This window comes from Colwellia sp. M166, assembly GCF_024585285.1.
GTDB lineage: Bacteria > Pseudomonadota > Gammaproteobacteria > Enterobacterales > Alteromonadaceae > Cognaticolwellia.
Genome location: NZ_CP040755.1, coordinates 4576239 through 4602995 on the forward strand (window position 1 = coordinate 4576239; position 26757 = coordinate 4602995).

The window sequence follows — 26757 nt, forward strand, 5'->3', positions numbered from 1 at the left end:
TGTAGATAACCCTATAACTATTCAGGCTGTATTACCGCTATTTATTGCTGTCGAAAGCCGATTTTAAATTGTTAGCAAAGGCGATAAATTTTTCTTTAATGGTTTTTTTTACGGCAATATCTAGTGAGCCTAATACCACTTTGCCCTCAATAGTAATTATTGGTGCTTGTCGGCTTGCCATGGAAGGTGCTTTGTTTTCTATACTGCTGATAATGCCATAACTTTTACAAACAACATTAATATTTTCAGGCACATAAATTTTGCTACTACCTAAAACACAGTTTAACTTAATGGTGACATTTTGATGTTGAAATACCGCGTCTGTAAAGTCGAGTATGGTTTCGCCTAACATGTTGTTGACCGTGATAGTTTTGGGGACATACCACTGACCGCTTCGCTCAACATTGCCTAAAATACTTTGCAGGCTCAAGGTATTGTCATTATCAGCGTTACTATAGCTTGGCGTAAATTGGTGCTCTTTATTACTGGTGTATTGTTTATCTGCTTTTAGCGTTAAATCAGCCACCAAATCGATAATCTCTTGATGATTATCACTACTCATTGCTTGATCTAACCTACGCTCAAATGCTTCAGCAGATATCACCCCATGGCTATAATTAACAATTAGTTGATCGATAGTTTCTTCACGCACTTGTTCGATTGGACGATCTTCAAGAATTACTGACATGGCTCACTCCGTTGCTGATGTTATTTAACTTAAGTTAGGACTAATGCTTAGGTTAGTTATGTGCTAGTGACAATTCATATTAGTACTTGTTAGCGCTTTATGTTGAGTTGTCAGTAGTAATCCAAACTTTTAGCGACTTATTACTGTAATATTTATCGCTTAAAAGCTAGTTCATTCACATTACGTTTAAAGAGTAGCAAAGATAAAGCCACTATTTTAATGTAATAAATACATGGGCTTACTATTGTTTAGCTTTAGCGTTTTGTGAAATTAACCACGGATTCGTGAAAAACCATAAAATATTGTCTCTTTATAAGCTTAGCTATTGGTTAAATTATTTAATATTTAGCACTTGTTTTAATGGGGCTAAATGTTGCTCGAAGTTTTTCCACTGTTCAGTTGCGCTTTTGTAAATAGGTTGACGAACTTGCTCAGAGCTTGGTGTTTTTATTGTGCGTTGGGTCTTATGAAAATCAAGGCATGATTGTTCAAATTCTAGGCCACAAAAATCAAGCATTCTTCTGACTTGGTGCTCTAAGTCGTCGACAATATCTTCATGATTGACAGTTAAAACGAAATCAGGAAGCACCGTTTGCCAATGAGTCATTAGCTTGAGGTAAGCTTGATAATAGCGACCAATATCTTCAAGGTTGTAGCTAAAATCTTGTCCTTCAGCAAATAGCTGTTTAAAGCCACTAAAACAACAAGCCATAGGGGCGCGCCTAGCATCGATAATCTTAGCATTGGGCAGGATTAATCGAATTAAGCCAATGTGGAGGAAATTATTTGGCATTTTATCGATAAAAAACGGCGCTTGTTCTCGGTAAACGCGAGTTTCATCAATAAATTGCTGACCAAAGCGTTGAAAATATTCTGTTTTGATCTCAGCAAGATTTTTAGGGTATTGGCTGACTTGATTTGCCGGGTTACGGCCACGTAATCGGGCGGCTAAGCCTAAGATATTGTGTAGCTCCATGGTGCCATCAATTTGGCTATGTGAGGCTAGTATTTGTTCAAGTAAGGTTGAACCTGCGCGCGGTAAGCCAACAATAAAAATGGCATCAGGTGCTTTTAGCCCTAATTGTCCACGGTTTTGGAATAGCTCTGCGCTACAGTATTTTATTTGTTCATCGACTTGTTGCTCAATATTGCTGATGTCAAAACCATTATGTGCATGTTGCAAGTCATTACCTTGTTGGTATGCTTGAAACGCCTGGTTGTATTGTTTTCGATCTTCAAACGCTTTGCCTGTGGCAAAATACAGCTGTACTTTATCCGCTATGGCTAAATTTTCACTTGCTTGCTGAGTTTGCATTTGCGCTATTTCGTTATCGCTAAAACGATACGTTTTAGTATTCGCTAAGCTCCAAAAAGCATCACCGTAGTTTGGCTTTAACTGATAAGCTTTTTGATAAGCCTTAACCGCTTCATTAATGTTGCCCTCAGCCTTTAGTGCATGGCCAAGTTGCAAATGAAAGCCTGCCGTACTTGGGTCTTCTGCTATTGCTTGCTCATATAACGTGATGGCTTGCGCTATTTTCCCTAAGCCTGTTAATGCATTGGCTTTAGCCACTTTAAAACTAATGTTATTGGGTTGCTCAATGAGCAGTTTTTCAACCTGTTGTTCGGCGGTTTTATATTTACCTAAGCGCAGTAATAAGTTGAGGTATTGCGAGCGAGCGTAAACGTGGTTAGGTGCAAGTTCAAGCGCACTTGCAAGTAAAAATTCAGCATCATCGTATATTTTCAACTCAATGCCAATTTCGGCCAGCAAACACATGCCTTCAATATGACGTTTATTTTGTTGCAAGAAGTGTCGGCAAATTTGCTCCGCTTTTAATAACTTACCTTCATGCATTAATTCGGTAACGGCAAGTAAAGCCGGTGGTAAGCTTTTAAGTTTAGCCATAGCATTAGCCACCTGTTGTACTTTATCCATTTGCTGTGCATGACGATATAGCTCAATAAGCTCTTGCCAACTAGCGAGCAAACATGGATTGAGCTCTGTTGCCTGTTCAAACGCGGCTGTCGCTTGTTGTGGTTTTGCTAGTGCAATATAGATATGACCTTGCTCTTGATGTGCTCTGCTATATGACGGGTCAAGCTCCAATAGTGCTTCAATACTGGCGAGTGCTTGTGAAAGTGCTTTTGTGTAACGCTGAGCAACAGCGATTAAGTACCATAATTGTATTTGGTCTTGGCGATCGCTTGTTTGTTGTTGCAGCTGTTTTGCTTGTTTAATCGCATCGTCGAATTTCGCTGTTTGAATGAGTTTTTGGATCGACTTTAACTGGGATTCAGTGACAGAAAGAGGGGCTTTTTTCAACGATTTTACTCCAAGATGACTCGACAGATTTTTTTTTAACTAAAAGAGTCTTGTACTTTAACAATAAAAAACCGCCTGATAAACATATCAAACGGTTTTTAAACGGGCTAACCTATTAAGGTTAAGACTTAATAAAAGTCATAAGAGAATCTAAAACCAATCGTGCGAGGTCTATTAGTGACTACCTTAGGTGTAAATTGTTGGGTGTCGATATAGAGTATGGCACTTTTATCGGTGATATTGTCGATGAAAATTTCAGCCTTCCATTCATCGTTAGTTACACCAAAACTTAAGTTAGCAACCACATAACTGTCTTGCACATAACGCCCACCAGCGAAAGTTTGACCATTACTGTCTTGATAATTGACACCAGAATATACCTCAGCTTCTTTTTCAATGCTTAAGCCTGAGCCAGTACCATAGATTAAGTTAGTGGCATCTTCAACAACATAAGCGTCCATTGCCATACCCGCTAATCTGTCGCCCGTATAGCTAATTGAACCGTTGACATAACCTGTCATGTCTTGATCAATATTATAAAAATACTGTGCTTGTAAATTGCCGGAAAACTTAGCTGAATAAGGCAGTCGACTACCAGCTGCAGGGGCAATACCATCAAGTTGTGCGTTAACTGAGGTTAATTCTGTATCAAGGAAACTAAAGGCACCAGAGATAACTAAGTTATCAGTTGCTACCCAAGTAAAGTCACCGTCAATACCTTTAATTTCAGCCTCTCCGACATTATCGGTAAATACTAAGAAACTAATATTGGTAGGGTCATAGCGTGATGTTTGTAGATCAGATATCTTGGAATAATATGCTGTTGCATTCAGTCGTAAGCTTTGATCAAACAACGTTGATTTAAAGCCTAACTCAATATTATCTAAGCTATCAGTCGTTGAATAGACCGGAATGCGAAAACCATCAAAGGCACCTTCTTGGTTTTTAGCTAGGCCGCCGCCAACACGGTTAGTAACCGGTGGTCTAAAGCCTTCAGAATAAGAGGCAAATACCATCATATCTTTGTTTATTTGCCAATCAAGTGATGCTTTGATGATGGTGTCATCAACCGTTAGCGTACCGTCGCTATCAAGTAAACTTGTGTCTAATTGGCCACTGGCAATAGCGGCTTGGGTTGCGGCAGTTTCCGCTGCAGCTTGTTCTTCTGTCATCCCGGTAGTGATAAAGTACGCGGTTAATGCTTCATCGCTACCGTCGCCAAAGGCTTGTAATCTGCCACTAACATCAACGGTTGTCGTTGCCCCTTTATAAATATCATCAATTTGATACCAACGAGCACCAAAACTTGCCGTCACCGTATCGGTAATGTCAAACTCTAACTGACCAAATACTGCGATTTGATCTATGGTATGTGTAATATCGTTTACAAAGCTAACCTCTGATGGGAATGGGCCACCATTGCTATTTGTACCATCACTACCCTTTAGTGCTCGGGTACTTTGTAAGTCTGGGAATTTTTCTGTACTGGCAATTTTAAACTGGCCTACGGTTGATAACTCTTGTGAGTCATAGAACACACCCGCAGTGACACGCCAGCGATTTTCAGCCGAAGTATTGAGTCGTAGCTCATGAGTAATACGCGAGGTACTGGTAGCTTCTTTATAAAATTTAGTTGGGTCGAGACATTTTTGGTCTGCTTCAGGCACGCCTGAATAGTTACAAACATAATAAGCTGAAAATGAACCGCCATTGGTGTAACCGGTATAATCAATGGTTGAATTGATGTCTCTGTCTAAGTAACCACCGGTGTAAACAACATCAAGATGTTCAAGGCGACCTTCCAATGTCCAAGTGGTTAAACCAAAATCATCATTGTTGTTTTCTGGTGTAAAGCGGTTTGTTGATGATTCACCTTCTAGGTTAGGATCGTAAGCAAAAACACCTTCAGTATCGAGAGACTGCTGGGTATGTTGCACTAACAGGTCCCAGTCATTATTGATTAAATAAGATAAGCCAAAGCGAGCTCCAGCATAATCAGCGGTATTGAAGTTTTCTTCTACTAAGGCATCATTTTGTGGTGCTGTTACTGGAATATTTTCAGGGTTTGTTAATACGCCACCTGAAATTCTACTGATAACTTCAGCACTGCCAGTATAACCGCCGTTACTCGTATCGTTTAATATATTATCTATCCAACCACCTTGATGGTCATTATATGCCGCAACACGCACAGCCACTGAGTCCGTTAACGATAAATTAAAATAAGCTTCAACAGAGTTGCTCATATCGCCCCCCTTAGTTGTGCTCATACTGGTATCAAAACCAGCAGCAAAACCGTCATGGCTTGGTTTATTGGTAATTAAGCGAACCGTACCTGACTGAGAGCTAGCACCAAAAAGTGTGCCTTGTGGCCCTGGTAAAACTTCTATGCGTTCAACGTCGGTAGCGTAAATATCTAAGTTACGGCCTTGCATTGACACCGGTTGCTCGTCTAAATAAAAGGCAACAGAAGGTTGTAGTGCTTGAACAGATGAAACGGAAATATTGGTTTGAGTCGTCGCTGCACCGCGAATATATATTTCATTTTGTCCTGGGCCTGTGCCCTGAAAAACTACGTTTGGTAAAAACTCAACATATTGATCAAAATTTGCCACGCCCAGTTTTTCTAAGCTATCTCCGGTTAATGCGGTGACAGTAACGGGTACTTCTTGGATGGATTCGGCACGTTTCGTGGCGGTAACTTCAATGACTTCTATCGAGGCTTTTTCTTGCTTTTTAACTTCCTGAGCATAAAGAGAACTTGATGCCGCGATGGCTGTTAACACAGCACAATGCAGCTTAGTGAATTTCATATTGATTATCCCTTGGCTTTTTAATTATATTATATTTTATATTTTGAGTTGATATTATTAGAGTTGTAACTATATTTTCTCGACTATAGCTTAGCAATAAATCACTTTTATTTCAAAAAAGCTCATGTTCTCGTTATTTATCAAATATTTTCCTTGTCGACTCTGTTGTTTACAGCATGGTTAAAGCAGATATAATATCAACACAAATTAAAACTAGGGGAATGACTTGCCTACAAATGTTAAAAGTCAATTAAATAAAAAGGTATTTGTAAGTGCCTCAGCTATTATTATTGCACTACTGCTTTATACCGTGGCGTTACCAGAGCAAGCACAAAGTTTATTTACGCTGATTCAGTCTAGTATTGTCGATAATGGTAGTTGGTTTTATGTGCTGACCGTGGCATTTATTTTCTTTTTTGTGATTTTCTTAGGGCTCTCACGTTATGGTGATATCCGTTTAGGGCCTGATCATGCTACCCCTGATTATTCTATGCTAACTTGGCTGTCGATGCTGTTTGCCGCAGGTATGGGCATCGGCTTAATGTTTTTTGGTGTTGCAGAGCCTTTAATGCATTATTTATCGCCGCCAACGGCTGATAAAGGTACGGTTGAAGCCGTCCAAGAAGCGATGAAAATGACGTTTTTTCATTGGGGATTGCATGCTTGGGCTATTTACGCAATTGTTGCACTGGTATTAGCTTATTTTAGTTATCGCCATAGCTTGCCCTTAACACTACGTTCGGCGTTGTATCCTTTGATTGGCGATAGAATTTATCAATGGCCAGGACATTTAGTGGATGTATTTGCTGTGGTTAGTACCGTTTTCGGTGTGGCAACTTCTTTAGGTTTAGGCGCATCACAGGTTAATTCAGGCTTTGGTTATTTATTCGGTATTGACGTTTCGGTGACCAATCAGATTGTTATTATGACTGTTATTGTCGGGCTCGCTGTTATCTCGGTAGCAACTGGCTTGGATAAGGGCATAAAAATACTTTCTGAAACCAATATGGTGTTAGCGGTTATTTTGTTGTTACTGATTTTTGTTTTGGGTCCAACGGTATTTCTCTTGCAAGCTTATTTGCAAAATATTGGTGACTATATTGCTGATATTGTTCATAACACCTTTAATTTATTTGCTTACAAAAAGACCGATTGGATAGGCGGCTGGACCATATTTTATTGGGGCTGGTGGCTTGCTTGGGCACCTTTTGTTGGTTTGTTTATTGCGAGAATTTCGCGTGGACGAACGATTCGAGAATTTATTATCGGGGTTATGTTGATACCAACCGTATTTACCTTATTCTGGATGACTATTTTTGGCAACAGCGCCATTGATTTAGTGCATAACCAAGGTGTGGTTGAATTGGGCGAGATGGTCAGTAAAGACTCTTCAGTAGCATTATTTGTTTTCTTAGAAAACTTTCCGCTCAGCACGGTATTGTCATTTTTCAGCGTCTTGATGATCGTGATATTCTTTGTCACGTCATGTGACTCTGGCGCCATGGTGGTTGATATGCTGTGTTCTCATGGCAGTAACAATACGCCGTTATGGCAGCGAGTTTATTGGGCTGTTGGCATTGGTGTCGTTGCGGCAATATTATTATTAGCCGGTGGATTAAATGCACTGCAAACCATGACAATTGCCAGTGCTTTACCTTTTGCTATTGTGTTATTACTCGCAATTGTCGGCTTAATTAAGGCATTACGGGTAGAAGCTTTCAAGCAGGAAAGCCAACTTATTGCTGCTGTACCTCATGCCGGTAATGAAAATAATGATAGCTGGCAAGTGCGATTGAAAAATATTGTTGATTATCCAAACAAAGCTAATGTTAATAAATTTATTAGCCAGACGATTGTGCCGGCTTTTGAATCTGTCGCGCAAGAGTTAGAAAAAAATCAAATTAGTGTACTGGTCTCGCATGAAAATGGTTTGAGCTTAATTGTTGATCACGGTGAAGAGCAGAAATTTGTTTATCGGGTATTAGCTCGTAAACATTCACAGCCAGATTTTGTCACAGAAAGTGATGACGATGAACAAAGCTATTATCGAGCGGAAGTACATTTAGAAGAAGGAGGTCAGGATTACGATATTATGGGGTGGTCAAAAACGGCAGTGATCAATAATATTATTGATCAATACCATAAACATCTACATTTTTTACACTTATTACGTTAGCTCTTAGGGGCGTCAGTTTTAATGATACTACTGGCGCTCATTGCATTAAGTTCTAATAATGGCGCAGCATCTATTTCATTGGCATCCATCATCTCCGATAGACGTTCCATCGAGGACAGCAGTTGAGATTGCTCCCATTGGGCTAAGTTAGAAAACTTATCAATGAAGTGCTCTTGTAGCGCTTGCGGCGCTTTAACTAATAGTGCTTTGCCATTGTCAGTGAGGTATAAGCCAACTTTACGCTTGTCTTGTGTGTCACGCACTCTGGAGATCAGGTTTTTATTTTCTAACCGATCAAGAATGTTGGTCACGGTGGCCGCACTTAAGTTAACACTTTTAGCCACTTGACTTGAATTCACGCCTGAAACTTTATCTATTTCTAACATGATCAATAATTGTGGACTGGTTAAGCCAGAGGTTTTGCTGAGATGCTTTGAGTGCAAATCTATTGCCCTGATCACTTTTCTTAGCGCAATTAATAATTCTTGATGTTTTTCCATGACAATATGCTTTTAATTTTTAATACCCCTAGTCTAATCAAAATTAAAAGTAGCGCCTAGGTAAATTATCGAAATATGCATTATTAATCCTAATGAACGTAAAGATTGTTGAGCATATAGCCGGCAAAGCAATTAAAAAAAGCCGTTAAATCATTTGATTTAACGGCTTTTTATTTTATCTTGCTCTCATGATTAATAAGTTATCAATCACCTTAAACTCAAGTTAAGTCGCTAGAAGCCACATTGCTTACCTTGGTTTTTCTCTTTTAACCAAGTGTGCAGTGGCGCAAAGTAATCAATAATAGCAGTAGCATCCATTTGCTCATTACCGGTTAATACTTTGTACGCTTCTTGCCATGGTTTGCTTGAACCCATTTCTAGCATGGTATTTAAGGCTGCACCGGCGTCTTTGTTGTTATAGATAGAACAACGGTGAATAGGATCGGTATTACCTGAAATTTCACATAAGGCACGGTGAAATTCAAATTGCTGAATGTGTGCTAAGAAATAACGTGAGTAAGGCACACCACCAGGGACATGATATTTAGCACCTGGATCAAAAGCATTAGCGTCACGATCAACAGGAGCGCTTACGCCTTGATATTTCTCACGTAGTTCCCACCAAGCTTTGTTGTAGTTTTCTGGTGTAACTTCACCGGAGTAAACTTTCCAGCGCCATTGGTCAACCATCAAGCCAAAAGGAATAAAAGCGATTTTCTCTAATGCCATTTTCATTAATAAACCAATATCTTTTGATTCATCAGGAATAGTGTCAATTAAGCCAATTTCTTTTAAGTACTTAGGTGTAACGGATAGAGCGATAGTATCACCAATGGCTTCATGGAAGCCGTCGTTAGCACTATTTTGATAGTAAACGGGTTGGTTCTGGTAAGCGCGTTGATAAAAATTATGACCAAGTTCGTGATGAATAACTGAAAATTCTTCACCGGTTTTTTGGATACACATTTTAATGCGAATATCATCTTTGGCATCTAAATCCCATGCTGACGCGTGGCATACGACATCGCGGTCTGCAGGCTTAGTAAATAATGAACGTTGCCAAAATGTTTCTGGTAGAGCGTCAAAACCAAGCGAGGTAAAGAAGCTTTCAGCGCCTTTGACCATTTTAATTTCATCGTAATTGTTAGCAGCAAGTTGCTGAGTAACGTCGTAACCTGGATCGGCATCTTCCGGGGCTACTAGGTCATAAATGTTGCCCCACGATTGTGCCCACATATTACCTAATAAATGTGCTGGAATAGGTTGGTCTTGTGGTACTTTGTCTTCGCCGTAAGTTTCGCCTAATTCAGAGCGAACATAACAATGTAAATCGTCATATAATGGTTTAACTTGTCCCCATAAGCGGTCAAGTTCTTTGGCAAATTCATCAGCAGGCATATCATAGTTAGAACGCCACATAGCACCTAAATCAGGGTAACCTAAACCTTGTGCGCCTTCGTTACCAAGCTCCGCTTGTCGAATATACAATGGTTTCATTTCTGGACTGATGGTGCGCCAGCCTTGCCACATCTCCAATAGTTCGTCGTAGTCACGAGATGTTGCCATTTTAGCGGTCATTTGACCTAGGCTTAAGGTTTCACCGTCTTTAGTGGTGTAATTGCCTTTACCGTACATGCTATTTAATTCAGCGCCTATTTTCGCTAGCTCTGCTGATTTAGTGGAATCTTGCGGTGCTGGCATAACTAAGCTTTGCTTTAAAATATTGAGTTTTCGGCGTTGATCTGCACTAACATCAACATGATCAAATTTAGCGGCGGCCATGGCAAATCTAACACCAGCTTCCGTTGATTTTTGATCGGCTGCGGCAGCAAGTGCCGAAGTATCTTCAGTAATGAAGTTTGAATTTATCCAAGCGGCACGACTTCCCTCAAGGTTCAATTGCACCATCTCTGTTGCGGTAGTAGCCAAGAATTTTTCAGCGTCTTGAGCCGTTAATGCTTGGCTTGCTACGCTGGCAGATTTTTCATCATTTTTTGCGGTGTTATCACCATTACAAGCACTTAGACTTGCGGCAACTAAAATAGCTACTGTAGTTAATTTAAATGTTGATTTCATAAATATCCGTTATTGTTTTTGTTAGCGCCAAATTTGCGCTTTTGTTAACGTAATACCATTACTTAAACATAGAATACTATTTTTAAGTAATTTTGTTTGTCCTCGCTCATCGATGAACAGCTAACAAACTGACGAGAATTGGTATAATAAAAGCTCTTGGCTAGTTTAGATTGAGATGAGGTTATTGGCAACAGTATTGGCTTTTGATGTTTTGGTTTAATGATGGTTGACAAATTTTAGGCAAAAAAAAGCTCAGCGAAAGGGTTGCTGAGCCATCATATAAAATATACTAGGGAAAGTATGAAACTTGCATTTCAAGAGTCTCTTCTTGAAACGCATGATTATAATAGCTAAGTAGGCTGTTTTTAACTGTCATGATTCTGTAACAGTTTGTAATGGGACAGGGAGATAAATTTTTGACAAAAAAAAGCTCAACGATAAAAGCTGAGCCGTTAAACTATCCTAGAGAAGATACCAAAATAACTTTTCAAATTTGGGGGGGATGAAAAGTTGAACTAATAATAACGCTGTTGATTGTTTTTTACTGTGTTGATTAGGTAACTATTTGTAATAAATTTAATGAAATACCTGCGGTTGTCATGGGAAATTTTGGCAAAAGACTCAGAATAAATTTTGCACAGTAAAAATAAATAAAAAGCGCAGCAAAACTGAAGCATTAGCTGTCTAAACGTTGAGAGGGAATAAGATAATTTGTGCTGCATTTCTACTTTGTTTGCAGGTTAAGTGTTTGCAAGCAGTGCTAGCATATTTAGTTTTTGTTGGTATATGGCTTTAATGCTAGTTGCGTTATTTTAAACGCTTGTTTAAACTGCCTGTATTAATTTTATTGCTTACACTAGCACTACGGCGTTATTTATCCATGAGTACGAAGAATAAAATATTAGATGCTGCAGAGAATTTGTTTGCAGATAAAGGTTTTAACGGCACATCTTTACGTGAAATAACCAGTCAAGCAGAAGTGAACTTAGCGGCGGTTAATTATCACTTTGGTTCAAAGAAAGAATTAATTAAAGCCGTAATGTCTCGTTATATGAACGAGCTATCTCCACGTTTAGAGCTTGCCTTAACACAGGTTTGTGATACTGACTCGCCAAGTTTGATTGATGTATTTTCTGCTTTTATTGATCCGTTATTATCATTAAATGAATTTAAAGATAATGGTACTAGTAATTTCTTACAGCTTTTAGGTCGAGGTTATACTGACAGTCAGGGCTTTTTACGTTGGTTTTTAACCACGCAATATCCTGAGGTTATTGATAACTTTGTTCTAGCGGTACAAAAGGCCTACCCTGAGTTGACTGCTGAGGAGATGTTTTGGCGATTACATTTTACCATGGGAACCGTGGTATTTACCATGTCCTCAAGCGATGCTTTAATCGATATTGCTAAAAGTGATTTTGAACGTAACTTACAAATATCTGATGTTATTCGTAATGTTATTCCCTATGTTGCCGCAGGTGTTGGTGCACCTATGCCAATACTTAGTTAATAAAGTCACTATTATCAATAAATACTTAATATTTTTGGTAATAAGTGTCTTTGTTTATTGATGTTATTTAGGTAGAGTAGCCATATTATAATTTTTTAAAGTGTTGCTATGGGTCCAGTCATGCTTGATGTGCAAGGCACATCATTGTCTCAAGAAGATAAAGAAATCATTCAACATCCACTGGTCGGTGGATTAATATTTTTTACCAGAAACTATCAATCACCTGAGCAAATTACGCAGTTAAGTCAACAAGTTCGTATAGCAGCTAAGAAATCGATATTAATTGCTGTTGATCATGAAGGTGGCCGTGTACAACGCTTTCGTGATGGCTTTTCTGTGATCCCCGCCATGGGACAGTTATGGCAAATGGCTGAGCAAAACTTAGTTTTAGCAAAAGAGCTTGCGAAACAAAGTGCGATATTAATGGCATTAGAAGTACAGGCTGTCGGTATTGATATTAGCTTTGCACCGGTTTTGGATATTAATAATATTAGTGATGTTATTGGTGATCGTGCTTTTCATCAGCAATCTGACTATGTGACTGAATTAGCTGATGCTTTTATCTGTGGTTTACATCAGGTTGGCATGAAAGCTACTGGTAAGCACTTCCCGGGTCATGGCAGCGTGAAAGCTGACTCTCACATTGACTTACCCATCGATAAACGCTCAACAGCTGAAATTTTTCAACAAGATTTAATGCCATTTAAACAACTTATTGCCAGAGATAAGGTGGACGCACTTATGCCAGCACATGTTATTTTTCCTGATGTTGATAGTCAAGCCGTTGGTTTTTCACATCATTGGCTGCAAAATATTTTACGTCAACAATTAGGCTTTAATGGCGTTATTTTCAGTGATGATTTGTCCATGCAAGGGGCAGCAAGTGTTGGCGGCTTTATTGAACGTGCTGAAGCGGCACAATCTGCCGGTTGTGACATGTTATTGTTATGTAACAACCGAAAGGGGTGTATTGATGTACTTGATAATGCCAATATTTCAGTTTCATTAACTTCAGATCAACGATTGAATAATTTATTAAAAACAACAAATAAAACGAATGCTTGGCCAGCATTAAAGCAAGATGTCGCATGGAAGACAGCGAGTGAAGTACTTAATTCTTACCGCTAATGTTTATGCTATAAACGTCGCGAATATTTGCCTGTAGAATGTGGTTAATCGAAGCAAGCTAAGTTAGGTTAATATTATATTTCATTTACATTGTTATTGTTATTTTAGTTATTGCTCGCATTAAATACCGAGTTTTACTTAGTTGATATAACCAATGCTCAAAAGTATTGGTTATATCAATAAGGTAATTAAAGCTTTCTTTGTTTTTGCAAGCGGACCAATAAAGCAATAGTAAATACTGCACTATAAAACCCAAATATTAAGACCATAACTTGTGGCATGGTAAAGCCTAAAAATTGCCATTTAATATCACCACAATCACCAGTTGCTTCAAATAAAGCCGGTAGCCATTGATGTAATGGTGCCCAAGTTGGGAAGTTTGGAATATATTCACAACTGAATAAGAATGACATGGTTGTTGATTGCATATCGACATGCTCTAAAGCAAGCATGAGTCCCCAGACAGCCCCCGTTGCCCACAAACCATAAGCAACAATACGCATTAATATAAATTGGCAGCCTAATGCTCCTACCACACCAGCTAAGAATATTGCCCAAATCGCGGTACGTTGATAAATGCACATAATGCACGGTTCAAGCCCCATAACATATTGAAAGTAGAGTGCGATTAATTCAAAACATAAGGCACTAACAGCAAGTAACTGCCATGCACGTTGATTAAGAGGTAATTGGCTTAAAAAATTCACGGAATGTCACCTATGACTGAGTAATTGTTATTAGTTATTTTATACATGCTAACAATAATCAAAAAGCGCCACAAGGGCGCTTTTATTTGATTTTATATCAGCTTATTGTTGATATAAATCGTATTAGTGTCCACTAGGCGCTTCAGTTGTCGGCTTAGTACTGTGGTGCTGAATAAGATTCGAATCATAAAATGACTGAGTAAACTTGGTTAGCTGACCTGTTGAAATAGAAAGTAAACCAACAAGGGTTAACACGATAGTATATGGTAGAGCCATAATAACCATACGGCCATAAGACAAACGAATTAATGGCGCTAATGCTGAGGTTAATAAGAATAAGAAAGCAGCTTGACCATTTGGTGTTGCGACACTTGGTAAGTTAGTACCGGTGTTAATGGCAACAGCAAGTAAATCGAATTGATCACGAGTTATCTGTCCAGCAGTTAATGCTTTTTGAATTTCTGTAATGTATACCGTGCCAACAAATACATTGTCACTGACCATAGATAATAAGCCATTTGCTAGGTAAAACATCACTAATTGCATGTTACCTTCAAACGTTAATACCCAAGTGATTACTGGGGTAAATAAAGATTGATCAACAATTACCGCCACAACGGCAAAGAATACCGCAAGTAAGGCAGTAAAAGGTAAAGCTTCTTCAAAGGCATGGCCAATTTTGTGTTCTTCAGTGATACCGGTAAAAGCTGTTGCGAGGATGATAACGGATAAACCAATCATGCCGACAGGCGCTAAATGCAGAGCTAGACCGACAATTAACCAGACAGCAATGACACCTTGGATAACAAGTTTGACGTTGTCGAGTTTGTTACGTTTTTCACTTTCGGTGATATCATATTCGTTTAAAACATTATAAACGTTTTCAGGTAAAGCAACGCCGTAGCCAAACCATTTTAGTTTTTCTAAAAGTACACAAGTCAACATACCAGAAATAAATACTGGAATGGTTACTGGTGACATACGGATAGCGAATTCAAGGAAATCCCAACCGGCTTGTTGACCAATAACTAAGTTTTGTGGTTCGCCAACGATAGTACAAACACCACCTAATGCGGTACCAACACCGGCATGCATCATCAAATTACGCAAGTAGCCACGAAACTGCTCTAAGTCAGAACGTGAATACTCAGCTAATTCGGCATCAGTGGTATGGTCATGATCATGGTCAACAAGCACTTCTTTACCTGAAGCTACTTTGTGGTAAACCGAGTAAAAACCGACGGCAACACTAATGATAACGGCAATAACGGTTAAGGCATCTAAAAATGCCGATAGAAAAGCACCTGAAAAACAAAATAGCAAAGAAACCATTATTTTAGAGCGAACTTTAGTGACTATTTTTGTGAATAAAAATAGTAATAAACTCTTCATAAAGTAAATACCAGCAACCATGAAGATTAATAACAAAATTACTTCAAAGTTGAGGACCATTTCATGCATGACTTGATTGGGACTTGTCATACCAATAGCGACAGCTTCAATAGCTAACAAACCACCAGGTTGCAATGGATAACATTTAAGTGCCATGGCTAAAGTGAAGATAAATTCAATAACCAATGCCCAACCAGCTATATAAGGGTCAACAGCGAAAAATAGTATTGGATTGATAATTAAAAATGAAATTATTGCGAGTTTGTACCACTCAGGCGAATTGCCGAGAAAGTTTTTATAAAACGCACTCATAAATGATTGCTGCATAATGAACCTTTTAAAAAATTTTAAGAGCTAGGGTCAGCAGCTGTTGAGCTTTCAAGAATAATTGAATGAATTTTAACCATGAAAGGTCAATAGCCGCTAATGTTTATTTTTATGTAACTATTATTTTTATGTAACTATTATTTTTATATAAATTTATGACTGTTCAGCAGTTTAAGCCCAAACCTTGCTATTGTAAATATGTCACATTTAATATCAGTAGCAATGAAAAACAACTCTATTAGGTTAAATTGCAGTTTAATAAGCTAGATCAAATTTAGCTGTAAAAATTTAAAAATTAACTCACCTTTATATTTCAAAATAAATATAGTAAGAAATGATTAATGTTGTCATCTGTTTTTTACAAGATAATGTCTACTCAGGGTACTTTATCGAAATGATGACCATAAGCAGGCGCAGAATACTAATACGGTATAAGCTTGTAGCATATCTGAATAATTTAAGCTTATTAGTCAGCACTGACGGTTTTTAGTTCTAGATAAACATTAAATAACCCCAGTTCGGGTTAAGCTACTTTACTCAACCAGGCTATTTAAGCGCATATCAGCGTTACTTTTACGGCCAATAGCTCGCTATTGCTTGGTATAAGTGCCTTGCTAAGCAGCTAAATTTCATCATCGAGACTTTGTTAATCTTTTACTTAAAGATAACTTGTAAATGATTTAGCCAATAACGCGATGAATCAACTGGTTATAAAGTCAATTAACCCTGACTGAGGTTAAATACTTAGATTTATTCAAGCAATGTTGCTGAGGATAGAAATGATGTTATTAACGTATCTAGCTTACTCTAAGTGTCAGGTTATTTAGAGCCACCGAGCTTGGTAAAGGAAATGTGTATATAGTTGTAGGCATGGGAGTCATTATGCGAAAAATAATATTTTACAAGGTTATTAGCGGGTTATAAAAGTGTGCAATGTAGTTAGCTACTTTAATAATTTTCAACGATGTTAGGTTGAAAATTAGCCATAGTCCCTTGGGGGAGGCTTGAAAAAGCGTCAATCTTTGTTGGCTACGGGAGGCAAGTACTTAGGGTGAGCAGGGGGCGGTAAGCCTTGTTTAATATGCCTTTGGAGCAAGAGAATATTATATGAAGCGCCTTGATTGCCAACTTTTTCATGTGCAACAGAGCTATAAAGTGAAAGATCAACAGCCCCTAGTTTCTAATTATTAACAGGGTATTTTATCAGGCTATAATTTAATCTGGTTTGACCACTCTTTACATTTAGCTTTAGCTATTTATAATCATGTATCAATCTAAATGATTGAAAGATATATGCGAGAGCATAAAAACTTATTTATTTCAGAGGTGTCTATGTACAACCTACCATTAACAATAAAACAAAAAATAATAATGGGGTTCACGACAATCGGAGTTTTATTAGTTGCAGGAAGTATCTTCTTCTATAACTCATTAACCCAAATAAGTAAGGCTAATAGTAATGTTGAATTATTAGCCGTACCGGTACAAAAGCAAAGTAACGCCTTGCAAATAAAGTTACTTAATATGATGAAAGTAGGCGCATTGGGCTTTACGCAGCAAGATACTAACGACTTACTGCAAAGTGAGCAGGAGTATGCGCAGCTAAATCAGGAGTTTCAATCAGCGGTAAATATTTTACGCAGTAAAGTGATGGACCAGCCAAAAATGTTGCAAGCTTTAAAGCAGGCTCAAACTCATTATCAAAATTATGTTTCTCAAAGTGAACGTTTTTATTTAGCGAAAAAAAATGTTGCTGTGGCTAATGAAGCATTCGATGTTAACTACCAAATGTTTAATAAAAGCCGTGATCAAGCGAGCAATGATATGCTTGATCTTGAGCTCCTTGAATTACCCGGTAACGGCCAACTGCTCGAAGATATTATTGGTAACGGCACGCGTATAGATGATATGTTATTTACCCTAAAAAATACCATGTCAGGGTTAAAGCAGGTTGCTGATCTTACAGTGTTAGCCCAACATAAAGAAGATGTTGGTTTTTTAGTGACTAATGCAAAAAATAATTTTGATTTTATGCATCAGCTCTTTGATGGTATTGAAGATAAGGCATTACTTGAAGATTTTTCGATTAATTTTGCCGTGTTAAATGACTTGTTGGTTGAACCAGGAAAGTTATATCAGCAAAAACAACAGGCGCTTAATGATGCTATTAACGCTAATGATGCCTATAAAGGTTCCGTGGCTAGTTTTAATGCGACATACCAACAGCTAACTTTGTTGTTATCACTTGCAGAAGCACGTTTTGATGAGCTACAACTGACAACGAAAGCTAAAGTTGCGACTGGAGAAAATCTCGCTATCTATATGGCGGTTATTTTTCTCGCTTTAGCGACTTTTATTGGTGTGGTAACAACTCGAGCTATGCTAGGACCATTAAGAAATGCCAATAAGTCCTTGGCTTTGATTGCACAAGGTGACTTAACGCAAAGATTAACCATCAAAAATCAAGATGAATTTGGTGACTTATTTAAGAACATCAATAAGCTTAGTGATGATTTAACATCACTGCTAAAAAATATTAGTCAAAATGCTTATTCGCTCGATGAATCAGCCAAAGTAACGAGTGAGCAAAGTCACCGTATTGCGCAATCTACTTCAGCACAAATTGCTCGAGTGACCAATGCCAAACAAATTGCTGAAAAAATGTTCCTTAGCTCATCTAGTGTTACCGATGAAGCAAACTTAACCGCTAATAATGTTTCAGAAGCTTCGAAACACAGTTTTGAAGTGCGCTCAATTGCTGATGATAACAGTAATCGTATTGTATCTTTATCAAGCCGTTTAAGTGACTCAGTTGAAGTAATGTCTCGATTAAGTAAACACAGTGATAGTATTGGCGGTATTTTGGATACCATTGGTAGTATCGCAGATCAGACCAACTTATTAGCATTAAATGCGGCAATTGAAGCAGCAAGGGCAGGTGAACATGGTCGAGGCTTTGCCGTAGTGGCCGATGAAGTGAGATCATTAGCGTCACGTACACAAGCATCAACGGCTGAAATTCAACATATGATTGATGCACTGCAAAAAGAAACCCAAATCGCTGAGTCGGCAATTTCACAAGGACAAAATCAAGCTGCTGAGTGTGTATCACAAAGTCAAGAATTGAGTAATGCGATTAAACAAATTGAAAGCGCGTTGCATACTATAGATGAAATGAGTAAAAGCATTAGTGTTGCCTCTAATGAACAACTTGGCTTTAGCCAAGATATTGAAGCAACAATGAGCGAAGCCGCAGACGCGGCAACTCATAACGCGGCAGAGTCTCAAGACTTATCTAACCGAAGTGATGAGGTCAATAAATTAGCGGACTCGTTAACGGCTTCAGTTGCCCGCTTTAAGCTTTAGTTGTTACTTCAAGCTCTTGATGTGTAAGGTGAAATCACTAAGTGACATGTATTGTTTAGGCTTTTTTAATTAACATAATAAATAGCGATTAACGAGGGGCATCAGCATAAGGGTCAAACAGTTTATGCTCGTTAGTACCATTATTGTCTCTCGGGCTTTTACCTTCATGGCTATTATCTTTTTTATATGACTTTTTATGTTCAGGTTTAGAGCGATGTGTTTCTTTAAAGCTATCTTTGCTTAACGGTACAATCGCTTCACCTTTTACCAATACTTTGGGTTCTTTGGCTTTAATATGTAATGGAATTACGCGCAGGCGAGGTGGGATCTCAAATTCGTCGTCACCAGGTTCAGGCAGATTTTTAAAACTGTAAAGATAGAAACGCTCAAGTGTTTCTCTTGCCCAGTCAGTTTTTCGCAAAAACTTTATGCTTGACACCATACTCGGATTATTCTTGAAGCACTTGATTCGAGTGTACTCTGCCAAAATATCAAAGCCATAATGGGTGACTAATTCGTTTAGTAATATGTCTAGCTTTAATCCGTGTAAGGGGTTGTTTAATTGTTGGTTTTCTTGACTCATTATTAACTCGTTTGGCTTAGTTGAACTAACTTACTTACTCGATATTATACACCTAAATGATAGGGTGATAAGTCTTGATTTAACTTCTCTGGTAAACTGTTGGCAAATAAAGCTTATAAAGCAATGCCGACAAATTTGTTAAATGTTGTACACTTGCTTTAACAAAATAATACTTTATTAAAATCTACGGAAATCATTATGAAAAAATTAATTGTTCTATTGACCATCTCAACGTTAAGTACATCTGCTATTGCACAAGAAACAAGTTGGTTTGATAGTTTAAAAAACCTGGTTGGTTTAGGTGATAAAACAGAGCAAACAGTTGAAGCGAAAACCTCTACTATACCAAATACTGATGGCCTAGTTAATATGCTTACAAGCTCTTTAGATGTTAACGCTGATCAGGCATCTGGTGGTATGGGGGCTATTTTTAATTATGTGAAAAACAATGTATCAGTTGAGCAGTTTAGTCAATTAGCTAAAGCGGTACCTGGCGTGGAAGGGCTGATAGGGCAAATGCCAGATACCAGTAAACTTGATTCAGGCTCAGACTCTAGTGCTGGTTTAGGTGGCTTACTTGATAAAGCTTCGCAATACAGTGATTCATTAAAGTCGATCAATAAAGTGAAAAAGCAATTTGAAGCTTTAGGCTTAAAACCAGAAATGATCACTAGTTTTATTTCTACAGCACAAACTTATTTAGACACTGAGCAAGGGCAACAAGCGAAGCAAGTATTAACGGCAGGTTTAGGTAAATTGTTAGGTTAATAACTATTGAGTTAACTGACTGTTTTTACAAAGCATAAGTTAATTCGGCGCTAAATTTAAAGCACTTAAGGGCAATAATGTTAGGGGCTGTTGATCTTGCACTTTATAGCTCTGTTGCACTTGAAAAAGTTGGCAATTGAGGCGCTTAATATAATGGTTGCTTGCACCCAATGCATATTAAGCACAGCTTACCGCGTCCTGCTCACGCTAAGACCTGCCTCCTGTAGCCAACAAAGATTGACGCTTTTTCAAGCCCCTCAATGGGCTATGGCTAATTTTCAACCTAACATCATTGGAAATTGTTAAAGTAGCTAATTACATTGCACACTTTTCGCCTTGTTAGCTCAAAAATTAGCTCATAGCAGAGACTAAAGTAAAAGCTCAGCCCCCTAACCGAGAGAGCTTTTATTTGGAAATTTACGTCGCTAGCACAAGTAATTTATGCTAGTCGTTTATTGTCTTTCAAGGTATATTTACGGCATAAATATATAATAACGTTGTTAATAAAAATTAAGGCTGTGTTATTAAGTGTTAGCTAGTTTAAGATTAGGTGTTTTTTAATGCGGTTAATAAATCATCTATTTCAGCTTTTAAATCTTTATCTGCAATTTTATTGCTGTTGATTTTAGCGCTTTCTAAGTGGTTAATAGCACTTTCTTTATCACCTAATTCAACTTGTAGCGATGCTATGGCAAACGCAATTGATGAAAGAAAGTCTTTTGAGTTAATTGCTTGGGCTTTTACTAAGGCTTTTTCGTAAATGGTAATTGCTAAGCTTAAATCGTCAGTAAAGTCAGCGAGTGTTTCCCATTGCACGGGATGGTCTTTATCAGTATCTTCATTATCCTCGCAAACTTGCTGTAACTCTCGGTAGTACTCATCAAAATTAGCTTGGTTTTTTCTAACAGAAGCTTGCAATAAGTCTTTAGCTAAAGCATGTACGTGTTTATATATCTTAGTATTCATTCTTACCCTATGATTTTTTGTCAAATATAGCAGGGATTATAGAGCTTTTAGCACAACTAAACAGGCTACGACTACGATTACTGATAATTTAACTATCGTTAATGGTGTTTTGTGCAGGATTTAGCGCAAAGGTTGAGAGCAATTTTCATGATAAGTATTTATTGGGCAATAAATACATGAAGTAAAGACTCAAACTTTGCTCAAGCCTTTATGGTGATTTATCTGTCTGTCGTATTTTTCAGGTTAATTAATTTTTTACTGCCCTAAAGTTCATCTTGAAAGATGTCTTCGATAGGCATTTTGAATAACCTTGCTACTTTAAAAGCGAGTGGTAAACTGGGGTCGAATTTACCTTTTTCGATAGCATTAATGGTTTGACGAGAAACCTCTAATGTATCTGCAAGTTGTGCTTGTGTCCAATCTCTTTCAGCGCGCAGTATTTTAAGTTTATTTTTCATTGGTATTTTCTATTGCCAATAAAAGTTGCGGTTAAATAGGTTAAGCTCATAAATATAACTAAATGAGAAATCTCTGCATGGAAGCTGATTAGGTGTAATACATCTAAATTTGAATAGGTTAAACCCACCACTAAACTCAGGCCCAAAGTTATTCCCATAGCATTTAGTTGTATGCGTTGCTGCATCTCATCTAAACCTTTTATATGTTGTATATTAGCGGCGACCATTTTTAAACCTAGCACTAGGTTGATCACTACTGCGCCTATCGTTAAGCTTGTATCCGAATCCCAAATAAAATGCGGGCCAAAGTTAGTTATCGCCATCCTGAGCACCCAAATGGCGGTCCAAAATCCTAAGGTTACGGTATTGCTTTTATTTTTCAGTTGCCATGCAGTTGATTTATCCGTGGGCTTATTACCTACATCATTATTATCTGCTGTCATTACCATCACTCCTTGTATGTGTTACTTTACTAAAAGTTAAGTTTACTTTACTTTTATTAGGTTAGTTTAATGTATAGTTAATGTCAAGTTCGCTTTACTTTCAGTTGACTAAAAAGCTGATACTTTAAAGCTCAAGAGCTAATCACTGAGGTCTGATAGTGAATTGACAGCGTTACTAGGGATAATTAATGAGGCTTGGCTTATCAGAGATTTGATAACTGCCGATAATTTCCTTCATATAGAATAATGATATTCAAAAAATGATCGTTGTTCTCAAACTGCTGGTAAGCGCTGAGAGAGAACAAACTTAATCGGTTTGCTATAAGCAAGGTTCACATCGTAAAACGTTAGATATTACTTATACTTATATTTCATAGTGTCGAGGTACTTAATGACTTACTGTTTTATAAATTATCTATAGTATTAATAATTTTCATAGGTTTCTTGTTGTAAGCTACATGACCACAATCTTGGACAATCAAATTTTCTGTATAACCAGTGGTATTTTCAGTGATAAAATTAGGGCAAGTAATACGACCGTATTTACCTTGATCGCCATGTATAGTGAGAATAGGGTGAGTACATCATGAATGCAATACTGTCAGTTCCATTTGTAAAATATAGATAAGAGCTAAGCAACCCATCATCTATCCCGATATTAGTTATTTTATTTCCGATATTTTTTACACTAAGGAGCTATAAATCACCGCTTATTTAAAATAAAAAAAGATAGCTATAGAGAAAATAATCATCCGTTAATGTCAGAACAATAAAAAATGCTACAGTATTCATTGCGTAATACATAGCTAGCCTTAAATTCTCAACTTAAGTGACTGCGGTCACAAAAATGTCTGGATTTTATTGCGCTTGTGTCAATTGCTTGTTCTGGTACAATCAGTTTCAATTATAGTCAACCCAAGCGATGTGGAGCCACATGGTCATAAAAGCGCACAGTCCAGCAGGATTTGCCGAGCAGTATATTGTTGAATCTATTTGGAATGGTGGATTTCCACCGGGTACTATATTACCCGCTGAACGTGAATTGTCAGAACTGATAGGTGTCACAAGAACGACGTTAAGAGAAGTGTTGCAGCGATTAGCACGTGATGGCTGGTTAACTATTAAACATGGTAAGCCGACTAAAGTGAATAATTTTTGGGAAACCTCTAGCCTTAATATCCTTGAAACCTTAGCGCAACTTGATCAAGAAGGCATCCCGGACTTAGTTGATAACTTAATGTCAGCACGTACCAATATTAGTGCTATCTATGTCCGTGGTGCGATTAAAAATAATCCTGAAAAAACTATTGAGCTATTATCAGCAATTGAAGATGTAGAAGATAATGGTGAAGCTTTTGCAGAATTTGATTATAAACTCAATAAGGAATTGGTTGTTGCATCAGGAAATTCTATTTATTTGTTGATTTTAAACGGCTTTAGAGGCTTATACTCACGCTTAGGTAGTTTGTATTTTGCCCATCCACGTGGACGTGAAATCACCCGTATCTACTATAAAAACCTTATCGAACTCGCTAAAGCCGGTCAATTTGATGAGTCGGTATTTGCGGTGAGAAAGTACGGTGTAGAGTCAGGTAAACTTTGGCTTGAATTAAAAGATGAAGTATTAAAAGAGCTTGCTGAATAGTTAATGAGCCAATGTTGACGTTATACTGTCAAGCAAACAAGGCAACTAAATAGTTGCCTTTTTTTTCGTCAATTCATCGGGCTTTGGGCATTGAGCAATGATTTGGTCGACGCCTTGCTTATCTTCTTGTAGTAGTTTTACCTCAAATTTCCACAGGTAATACAGGTGCTTCAAGACTTCATCTTTAGAGTCAGCTAAGTTTACTTGCTGATGTGGGATATAGCGTAGCGTTAATGAACGGTCGCCACTAATATCGGCATTAATGATTTGAATATTCGCTTCTATATTACTTAAATTATATTGTTCAGATAACATAGTGCGAATTTTCTGATAGCCACTTTTATTATGAATAGCTCCCACTTCAATGTAGTTTTTATCACTGTCATCATGTAAATGGAATAGTTTGAAGTCACGCATTAATTTTGGTGATAAAAATTGACTGATAAAGCTTTCATCTTTGAAGTTCTCCATGGCAAAATGCACAGTATCTAGCCAATTACTGCCCGCTATTTCAGGAAACCAAATTTTATCTTCCTCACTTGGGTTTTCACATATTCTTCGAATATCGATAAACATATTAAAGCCGAGCGCATAGGGGTTTATCCCTGAATAGTAACGACTATTATATTCAACTTGCGCGACAACATTAGTATGATTATGCAAAAACTCGAGCATAAATTTATCTGTCACTAAACCTTCATCGTATAAATGATTTAAAATGGTGTAGTGCCAAAAGCAAGCCCAACCCTCATTCATCACTTGAGTTTGCTTTTGCGGATAAAAATACTGTGATATTTTCCGTACAATACGTACTAACTCCCGTTGCCAAGGTTTTAATAAGGGGGCATTTTTTTCGATAAAATAAAGCAGGTTCTCCTGCGGCTCTGACGGAAATTGCGCTTTTCTGGCTTTGCTTTCACAGGTACTATTGGCAGTCGTTCGCCACAGGAGATTGACTTGTGATTGTAGATAAGACTCTCGTTCTTTCTGGCGTTTTATTTCTGCTTCAATTGATATCTTTTGTGGTCTTTTATAACGATCAACACCATGGTTCATTAAGGCATGACAGGCATCAAGACAAGTTTCAACATCTTCAATACCATGCTTATGTTCGCAGTCAGCAATATATTTTTTGGCAAATAATAAGTAGTCAATAATTGAGCTCGCATCGGTCCATGATTTAAATAAATAATTGCCTTTAAAAAATGAGTTATGTCCATAGCAAGCATGCGCCATAACCAGTGCTTGCATGGTGATAGAGTTTTCTTCCATTAAGTATGAAATACATGGGTCTGAGTTTATGACGATCTCATACGCTAAGCCCATTTGTCCGCGTTTATAGTTTTGCTCAGTTTGAATGAATTTTTTGCCAAAGGTCCAATGATTGTAACCAATAGGCATACCGACACTTGCGTATGCGTCCATCATTTGCTCGGCAGTGATCACTTCAATTTGATTGGCGTAAGTATCCAAACGATAATGTTGCGCGACCCGAGCAATTTCAGTTTGGTACAATTCAAGTTTGGCAAATGTCCAGTCACTGTCATCGTTAAGTGCTTTACGCTTAGTCATAAAACCTCCAATCTATTGAAAAGTGTTAGGCTGTCTGGATATTCTTCTTCTTAAACAATGCTCTAAACACCGGGTAAATATCTTCTAGTGTTTTAATGTGCTCAATTGAGAAGGCATCATTGTGATCAGCAATTTGCGCATATTGCTGCCAAAGACTTTGATGTGCACGCTGGCTAATTTCGATATAACTAAAGTAGCGCGTTTTCGGTAGGATATGCTCGCGCATTAATTGTTGGCAACGCGGTGAGTCATCAGTCCAATTATCGCCGTCAGAGACCTGAGCGCCATAAAGATTCCATTCTTTTTCATTGTAGCGTTGGGCTATAATCTCAAGCATCAGCTCTAACGCACTTGATGCGATAGTGCCCCCAGTTTCTGGCGAATAAAAGAACTCATGCTCGTCAACTTCTTTTGCTTTGGTATGATGACGAATATAGACCACGTCAATAGTTTCATAAGTACGGGTTAAAAACAGATATAAAAGAATATAAAAACGCTTGGCTATATCTTTCGTTGCTTGATCCATTGAACCGGATACATCCATTAAGCAGAACATTACCGCTTTGGAAGTGGGTACCGCCTGTTTAGCGTAATTGCGATAACGTAAATCAAACGAGTCAATAAAAGGGACTCTATTAATTTTATCTTTAATGATATCAATATTCTTTTTCAGTTTGTTTTTCTCACGTGTGTTTTCGTGTCGATCTTGCTCTAATAATATTAACGCTTCTTCTAAGGCTTTAAGTTGACGTCGCTTATCTGCTGTCATGGCAATTCTGCGTGCTATTGAACCTTGTAATGATTTTACAATATCAATATTTGATATAACGCCTTTTGGACAATAACCCGAGCGTACAGTTTTATAATTAGTCATCTTATCTAACTGATTTTCTTCTAGATTTGGTAGCTCCAGGTCTTCAAAAAGTAAATTTAGGTATTCATCTTTGGAAATAGAAAAAACAAAATCATCATTGCCTTCACCTGAATCACTGGCATCACCTTGTCCGCCGCCTTGGCCTTGCTGCTGAGGAGGACGGGCAATACGTTCGCCGGTGGTAAATTGGTCATTACCTGGGTGAACACGATCCTTAATTCCACCAGTACCTTGATGAAAAATGGGCTCAGTTAAATCTTTTTTAGTAATGGTAATATTTTCACCACTGGTAATATCGGTTACACCACGCTTATTCACGGCTTCAGAAACCGCTTTCTTAATTTGGCTTTTATAGCGCCTGATAAAGCGCTGACGGTTGACCGTGCTTTTGTTTTTACTATTTAAGCGCCTATCGATAAAGTTGCTCATACATGCTCCT

19 protein-coding genes are annotated in these 26757 nt (G+C 37.9%); 6 read left to right on the plus strand and 13 right to left on the minus strand.

The genetic code is table 11. The annotated features are described in order from the left end of the window. Window positions 1-37: 37 nt before the first annotated feature. From FGD67_RS20590 to FGD67_RS20600, 3 genes are all read right to left on the minus strand, one after another. Entirely contained in the window at window positions 38-688 is a 651-nt protein-coding gene (locus FGD67_RS20590) for a LiaF domain-containing protein (protein ID WP_077285188.1), read from the minus strand. A 334-nt stretch (window positions 689-1022) separates the two neighbouring features. Next, on the minus strand, window positions 1023-3014 hold the full coding sequence (locus FGD67_RS20595; RefSeq protein ID WP_257172885.1) for a tetratricopeptide repeat-containing sulfotransferase family protein: 1992 nt from the start codon (window positions 3012-3014) through the stop codon (window positions 1023-1025). A gap of 128 nt (window positions 3015-3142) precedes the next feature. Beyond that, the gene (locus FGD67_RS20600) at window positions 3143-5827 is read right to left on the minus strand and encodes a TonB-dependent receptor (protein WP_257172886.1); all 2685 of its coding nucleotides are present in this window, start codon (window positions 5825-5827) and stop codon (window positions 3143-3145) included. 226 nt (window positions 5828-6053) lie between these two features. On the opposite strand from FGD67_RS20600, the gene FGD67_RS20605 reads away from it, so the two are divergent. Further along, complete coding sequence (locus FGD67_RS20605) at window positions 6054-8003, plus strand: choline BCCT transporter BetT (protein ID WP_257172887.1); 1950 nt, start codon at window positions 6054-6056, stop codon at window positions 8001-8003. Here the strand turns inward: FGD67_RS20605 and FGD67_RS20610 are convergent. Further along, a complete protein-coding gene (locus FGD67_RS20610) occupies window positions 8000-8503 on the minus strand; it encodes a MarR family winged helix-turn-helix transcriptional regulator (protein WP_257172888.1) in 504 nt (167 codons plus the stop codon). The genes FGD67_RS20605 and FGD67_RS20610 overlap by 4 nt on opposite strands. A gap of 231 nt (window positions 8504-8734) precedes the next feature. Then, window positions 8735-10579: a M2 family metallopeptidase gene (locus FGD67_RS20615; RefSeq protein ID WP_257172889.1), complete on the minus strand. Its 1845-nt coding sequence runs from the start codon at window positions 10577-10579 to the stop codon at window positions 8735-8737. An 880-nt stretch (window positions 10580-11459) separates the two neighbouring features. Between FGD67_RS20615 and FGD67_RS20620 the strand changes: the two genes are divergently transcribed. After that, entirely contained in the window at window positions 11460-12089 is a 630-nt protein-coding gene (locus FGD67_RS20620) for a TetR/AcrR family transcriptional regulator (protein ID WP_257172890.1), read from the plus strand. A 108-nt stretch (window positions 12090-12197) separates the two neighbouring features. Beyond that, the gene (gene nagZ / locus FGD67_RS20625) at window positions 12198-13217 is read left to right on the plus strand and encodes a beta-N-acetylhexosaminidase (RefSeq protein ID WP_257172891.1); all 1020 of its coding nucleotides are present in this window, start codon (window positions 12198-12200) and stop codon (window positions 13215-13217) included. Between the two features lie 188 nt (window positions 13218-13405). On the opposite strand, the gene dsbB is transcribed toward nagZ, so the two are convergent. Beyond that, the gene (dsbB, locus tag FGD67_RS20630) at window positions 13406-13924 is read right to left on the minus strand and encodes a disulfide bond formation protein DsbB (RefSeq protein ID WP_257172892.1); all 519 of its coding nucleotides are present in this window, start codon (window positions 13922-13924) and stop codon (window positions 13406-13408) included. A gap of 123 nt (window positions 13925-14047) precedes the next feature. Continuing rightward, window positions 14048-15643 carry a sodium/proton antiporter NhaB gene (gene nhaB, locus FGD67_RS20635; protein WP_257172893.1) on the minus strand — a complete coding sequence of 532 codons (1596 nt, stop codon included), beginning with the start codon at window positions 15641-15643 and terminating at the stop codon, window positions 14048-14050. Between the two features lie 1278 nt (window positions 15644-16921). Between nhaB and FGD67_RS20640 the strand changes: the two genes are divergently transcribed. Further along, window positions 16922-19009 carry a methyl-accepting chemotaxis protein gene (locus FGD67_RS20640; RefSeq protein ID WP_306556773.1) on the plus strand — a complete coding sequence of 696 codons (2088 nt, stop codon included), beginning with the start codon at window positions 16922-16924 and terminating at the stop codon, window positions 19007-19009. Between the two features lie 88 nt (window positions 19010-19097). On the opposite strand, the gene FGD67_RS20645 is transcribed toward FGD67_RS20640, so the two are convergent. After that, the gene (locus tag FGD67_RS20645) at window positions 19098-19592 is read right to left on the minus strand and encodes a VF530 family DNA-binding protein (protein WP_257172894.1); all 495 of its coding nucleotides are present in this window, start codon (window positions 19590-19592) and stop codon (window positions 19098-19100) included. Window positions 19593-19790: 198 nt separating this feature from the next. On the opposite strand from FGD67_RS20645, the gene FGD67_RS20650 reads away from it, so the two are divergent. Then, window positions 19791-20360: a DUF2780 domain-containing protein gene (locus FGD67_RS20650; protein ID WP_257172895.1), complete on the plus strand. Its 570-nt coding sequence runs from the start codon at window positions 19791-19793 to the stop codon at window positions 20358-20360. Window positions 20361-20906: 546 nt separating this feature from the next. Here the strand turns inward: FGD67_RS20650 and FGD67_RS20655 are convergent. The 3 genes from FGD67_RS20655 to FGD67_RS20665 all read right to left on the minus strand — a co-directional run bounded on the left by FGD67_RS20655 (window position 20907) and on the right by FGD67_RS20665 (window position 22227). After that, complete coding sequence (locus FGD67_RS20655; RefSeq protein ID WP_257172896.1) at window positions 20907-21326, minus strand: tetratricopeptide repeat protein; 420 nt, start codon at window positions 21324-21326, stop codon at window positions 20907-20909. Window positions 21327-21589: 263 nt separating this feature from the next. Next, window positions 21590-21784 carry a helix-turn-helix transcriptional regulator gene (locus FGD67_RS20660; protein ID WP_257172897.1) on the minus strand — a complete coding sequence of 65 codons (195 nt, stop codon included), beginning with the start codon at window positions 21782-21784 and terminating at the stop codon, window positions 21590-21592. Further along, window positions 21781-22227, minus strand: a complete 447-nt coding sequence (locus FGD67_RS20665) for a hypothetical protein (protein WP_257172898.1) — start codon at window positions 22225-22227, stop codon at window positions 21781-21783. Before FGD67_RS20665 ends, FGD67_RS20660 begins: the two co-directional genes overlap by 4 nt. Before the next feature lie 934 nt (window positions 22228-23161). Here FGD67_RS20665 and fadR point away from each other — a divergent pair. Beyond that, window positions 23162-23872, plus strand: a complete 711-nt coding sequence (gene fadR, locus FGD67_RS20670) for a fatty acid metabolism transcriptional regulator FadR (RefSeq protein ID WP_257172899.1) — start codon at window positions 23162-23164, stop codon at window positions 23870-23872. Window positions 23873-23917: 45 nt separating this feature from the next. Here fadR and FGD67_RS20675 read toward each other — a convergent pair whose 3' ends face one another. After that, entirely contained in the window at window positions 23918-25444 is a 1527-nt protein-coding gene (locus FGD67_RS20675) for a SpoVR family protein (protein WP_257172900.1), read from the minus strand. 25 nt (window positions 25445-25469) lie between these two features. Then, window positions 25470-26747 carry a YeaH/YhbH family protein gene (locus FGD67_RS20680; protein ID WP_257172901.1) on the minus strand — a complete coding sequence of 426 codons (1278 nt, stop codon included), beginning with the start codon at window positions 26745-26747 and terminating at the stop codon, window positions 25470-25472. Window positions 26748-26757 lie beyond the last annotated feature (10 nt).

Excerpts from the sequence above, each read along its gene's own strand:
- FGD67_RS20615 (WP_257172889.1), bottom strand. The coding sequence starts at position 10,579 with ATGAAATCAACATTTAAATTAACTACAGTAGCTATTTTAGTTGCCGCA.
- FGD67_RS20610 (WP_257172888.1), bottom strand. The coding sequence starts at position 8,503 with ATGGAAAAACATCAAGAATTATTAATTGCGCTAAGAAAAGTGATCAGG.
- FGD67_RS20655 (WP_257172896.1), bottom strand. The coding sequence starts at position 21,326 with ATGAATACTAAGATATATAAACACGTACATGCTTTAGCTAAAGACTTA.
- FGD67_RS20675 (WP_257172900.1), bottom strand. The coding sequence starts at position 25,444 with ATGACTAAGCGTAAAGCACTTAACGATGACAGTGACTGGACATTTGCC.
- FGD67_RS20600 (WP_257172886.1), bottom strand. The coding sequence starts at position 5,827 with ATGAAATTCACTAAGCTGCATTGTGCTGTGTTAACAGCCATCGCGGCA.
- FGD67_RS20590 (WP_077285188.1), bottom strand. The coding sequence starts at position 688 with ATGTCAGTAATTCTTGAAGATCGTCCAATCGAACAAGTGCGTGAAGAA.
- fadR (WP_257172899.1), top strand. The coding sequence starts at position 23,162 with ATGGTCATAAAAGCGCACAGTCCAGCAGGATTTGCCGAGCAGTATATT.
- FGD67_RS20680 (WP_257172901.1), bottom strand. The coding sequence starts at position 26,747 with ATGAGCAACTTTATCGATAGGCGCTTAAATAGTAAAAACAAAAGCACG.
- FGD67_RS20665 (WP_257172898.1), bottom strand. The coding sequence starts at position 22,227 with ATGACAGCAGATAATAATGATGTAGGTAATAAGCCCACGGATAAATCA.
- FGD67_RS20650 (WP_257172895.1), top strand. The coding sequence starts at position 19,791 with ATGAAAAAATTAATTGTTCTATTGACCATCTCAACGTTAAGTACATCT.
- FGD67_RS20660 (WP_257172897.1), bottom strand. The coding sequence starts at position 21,784 with ATGAAAAATAAACTTAAAATACTGCGCGCTGAAAGAGATTGGACACAA.
- FGD67_RS20640 (WP_306556773.1), top strand. The coding sequence starts at position 16,922 with ATGATTGAAAGATATATGCGAGAGCATAAAAACTTATTTATTTCAGAG.
- nhaB (WP_257172893.1), bottom strand. The coding sequence starts at position 15,643 with ATGCAGCAATCATTTATGAGTGCGTTTTATAAAAACTTTCTCGGCAAT.
- FGD67_RS20620 (WP_257172890.1), top strand. The coding sequence starts at position 11,460 with ATGAGTACGAAGAATAAAATATTAGATGCTGCAGAGAATTTGTTTGCA.
- FGD67_RS20645 (WP_257172894.1), bottom strand. The coding sequence starts at position 19,592 with ATGAGTCAAGAAAACCAACAATTAAACAACCCCTTACACGGATTAAAG.
- nagZ (WP_257172891.1), top strand. The coding sequence starts at position 12,198 with ATGGGTCCAGTCATGCTTGATGTGCAAGGCACATCATTGTCTCAAGAA.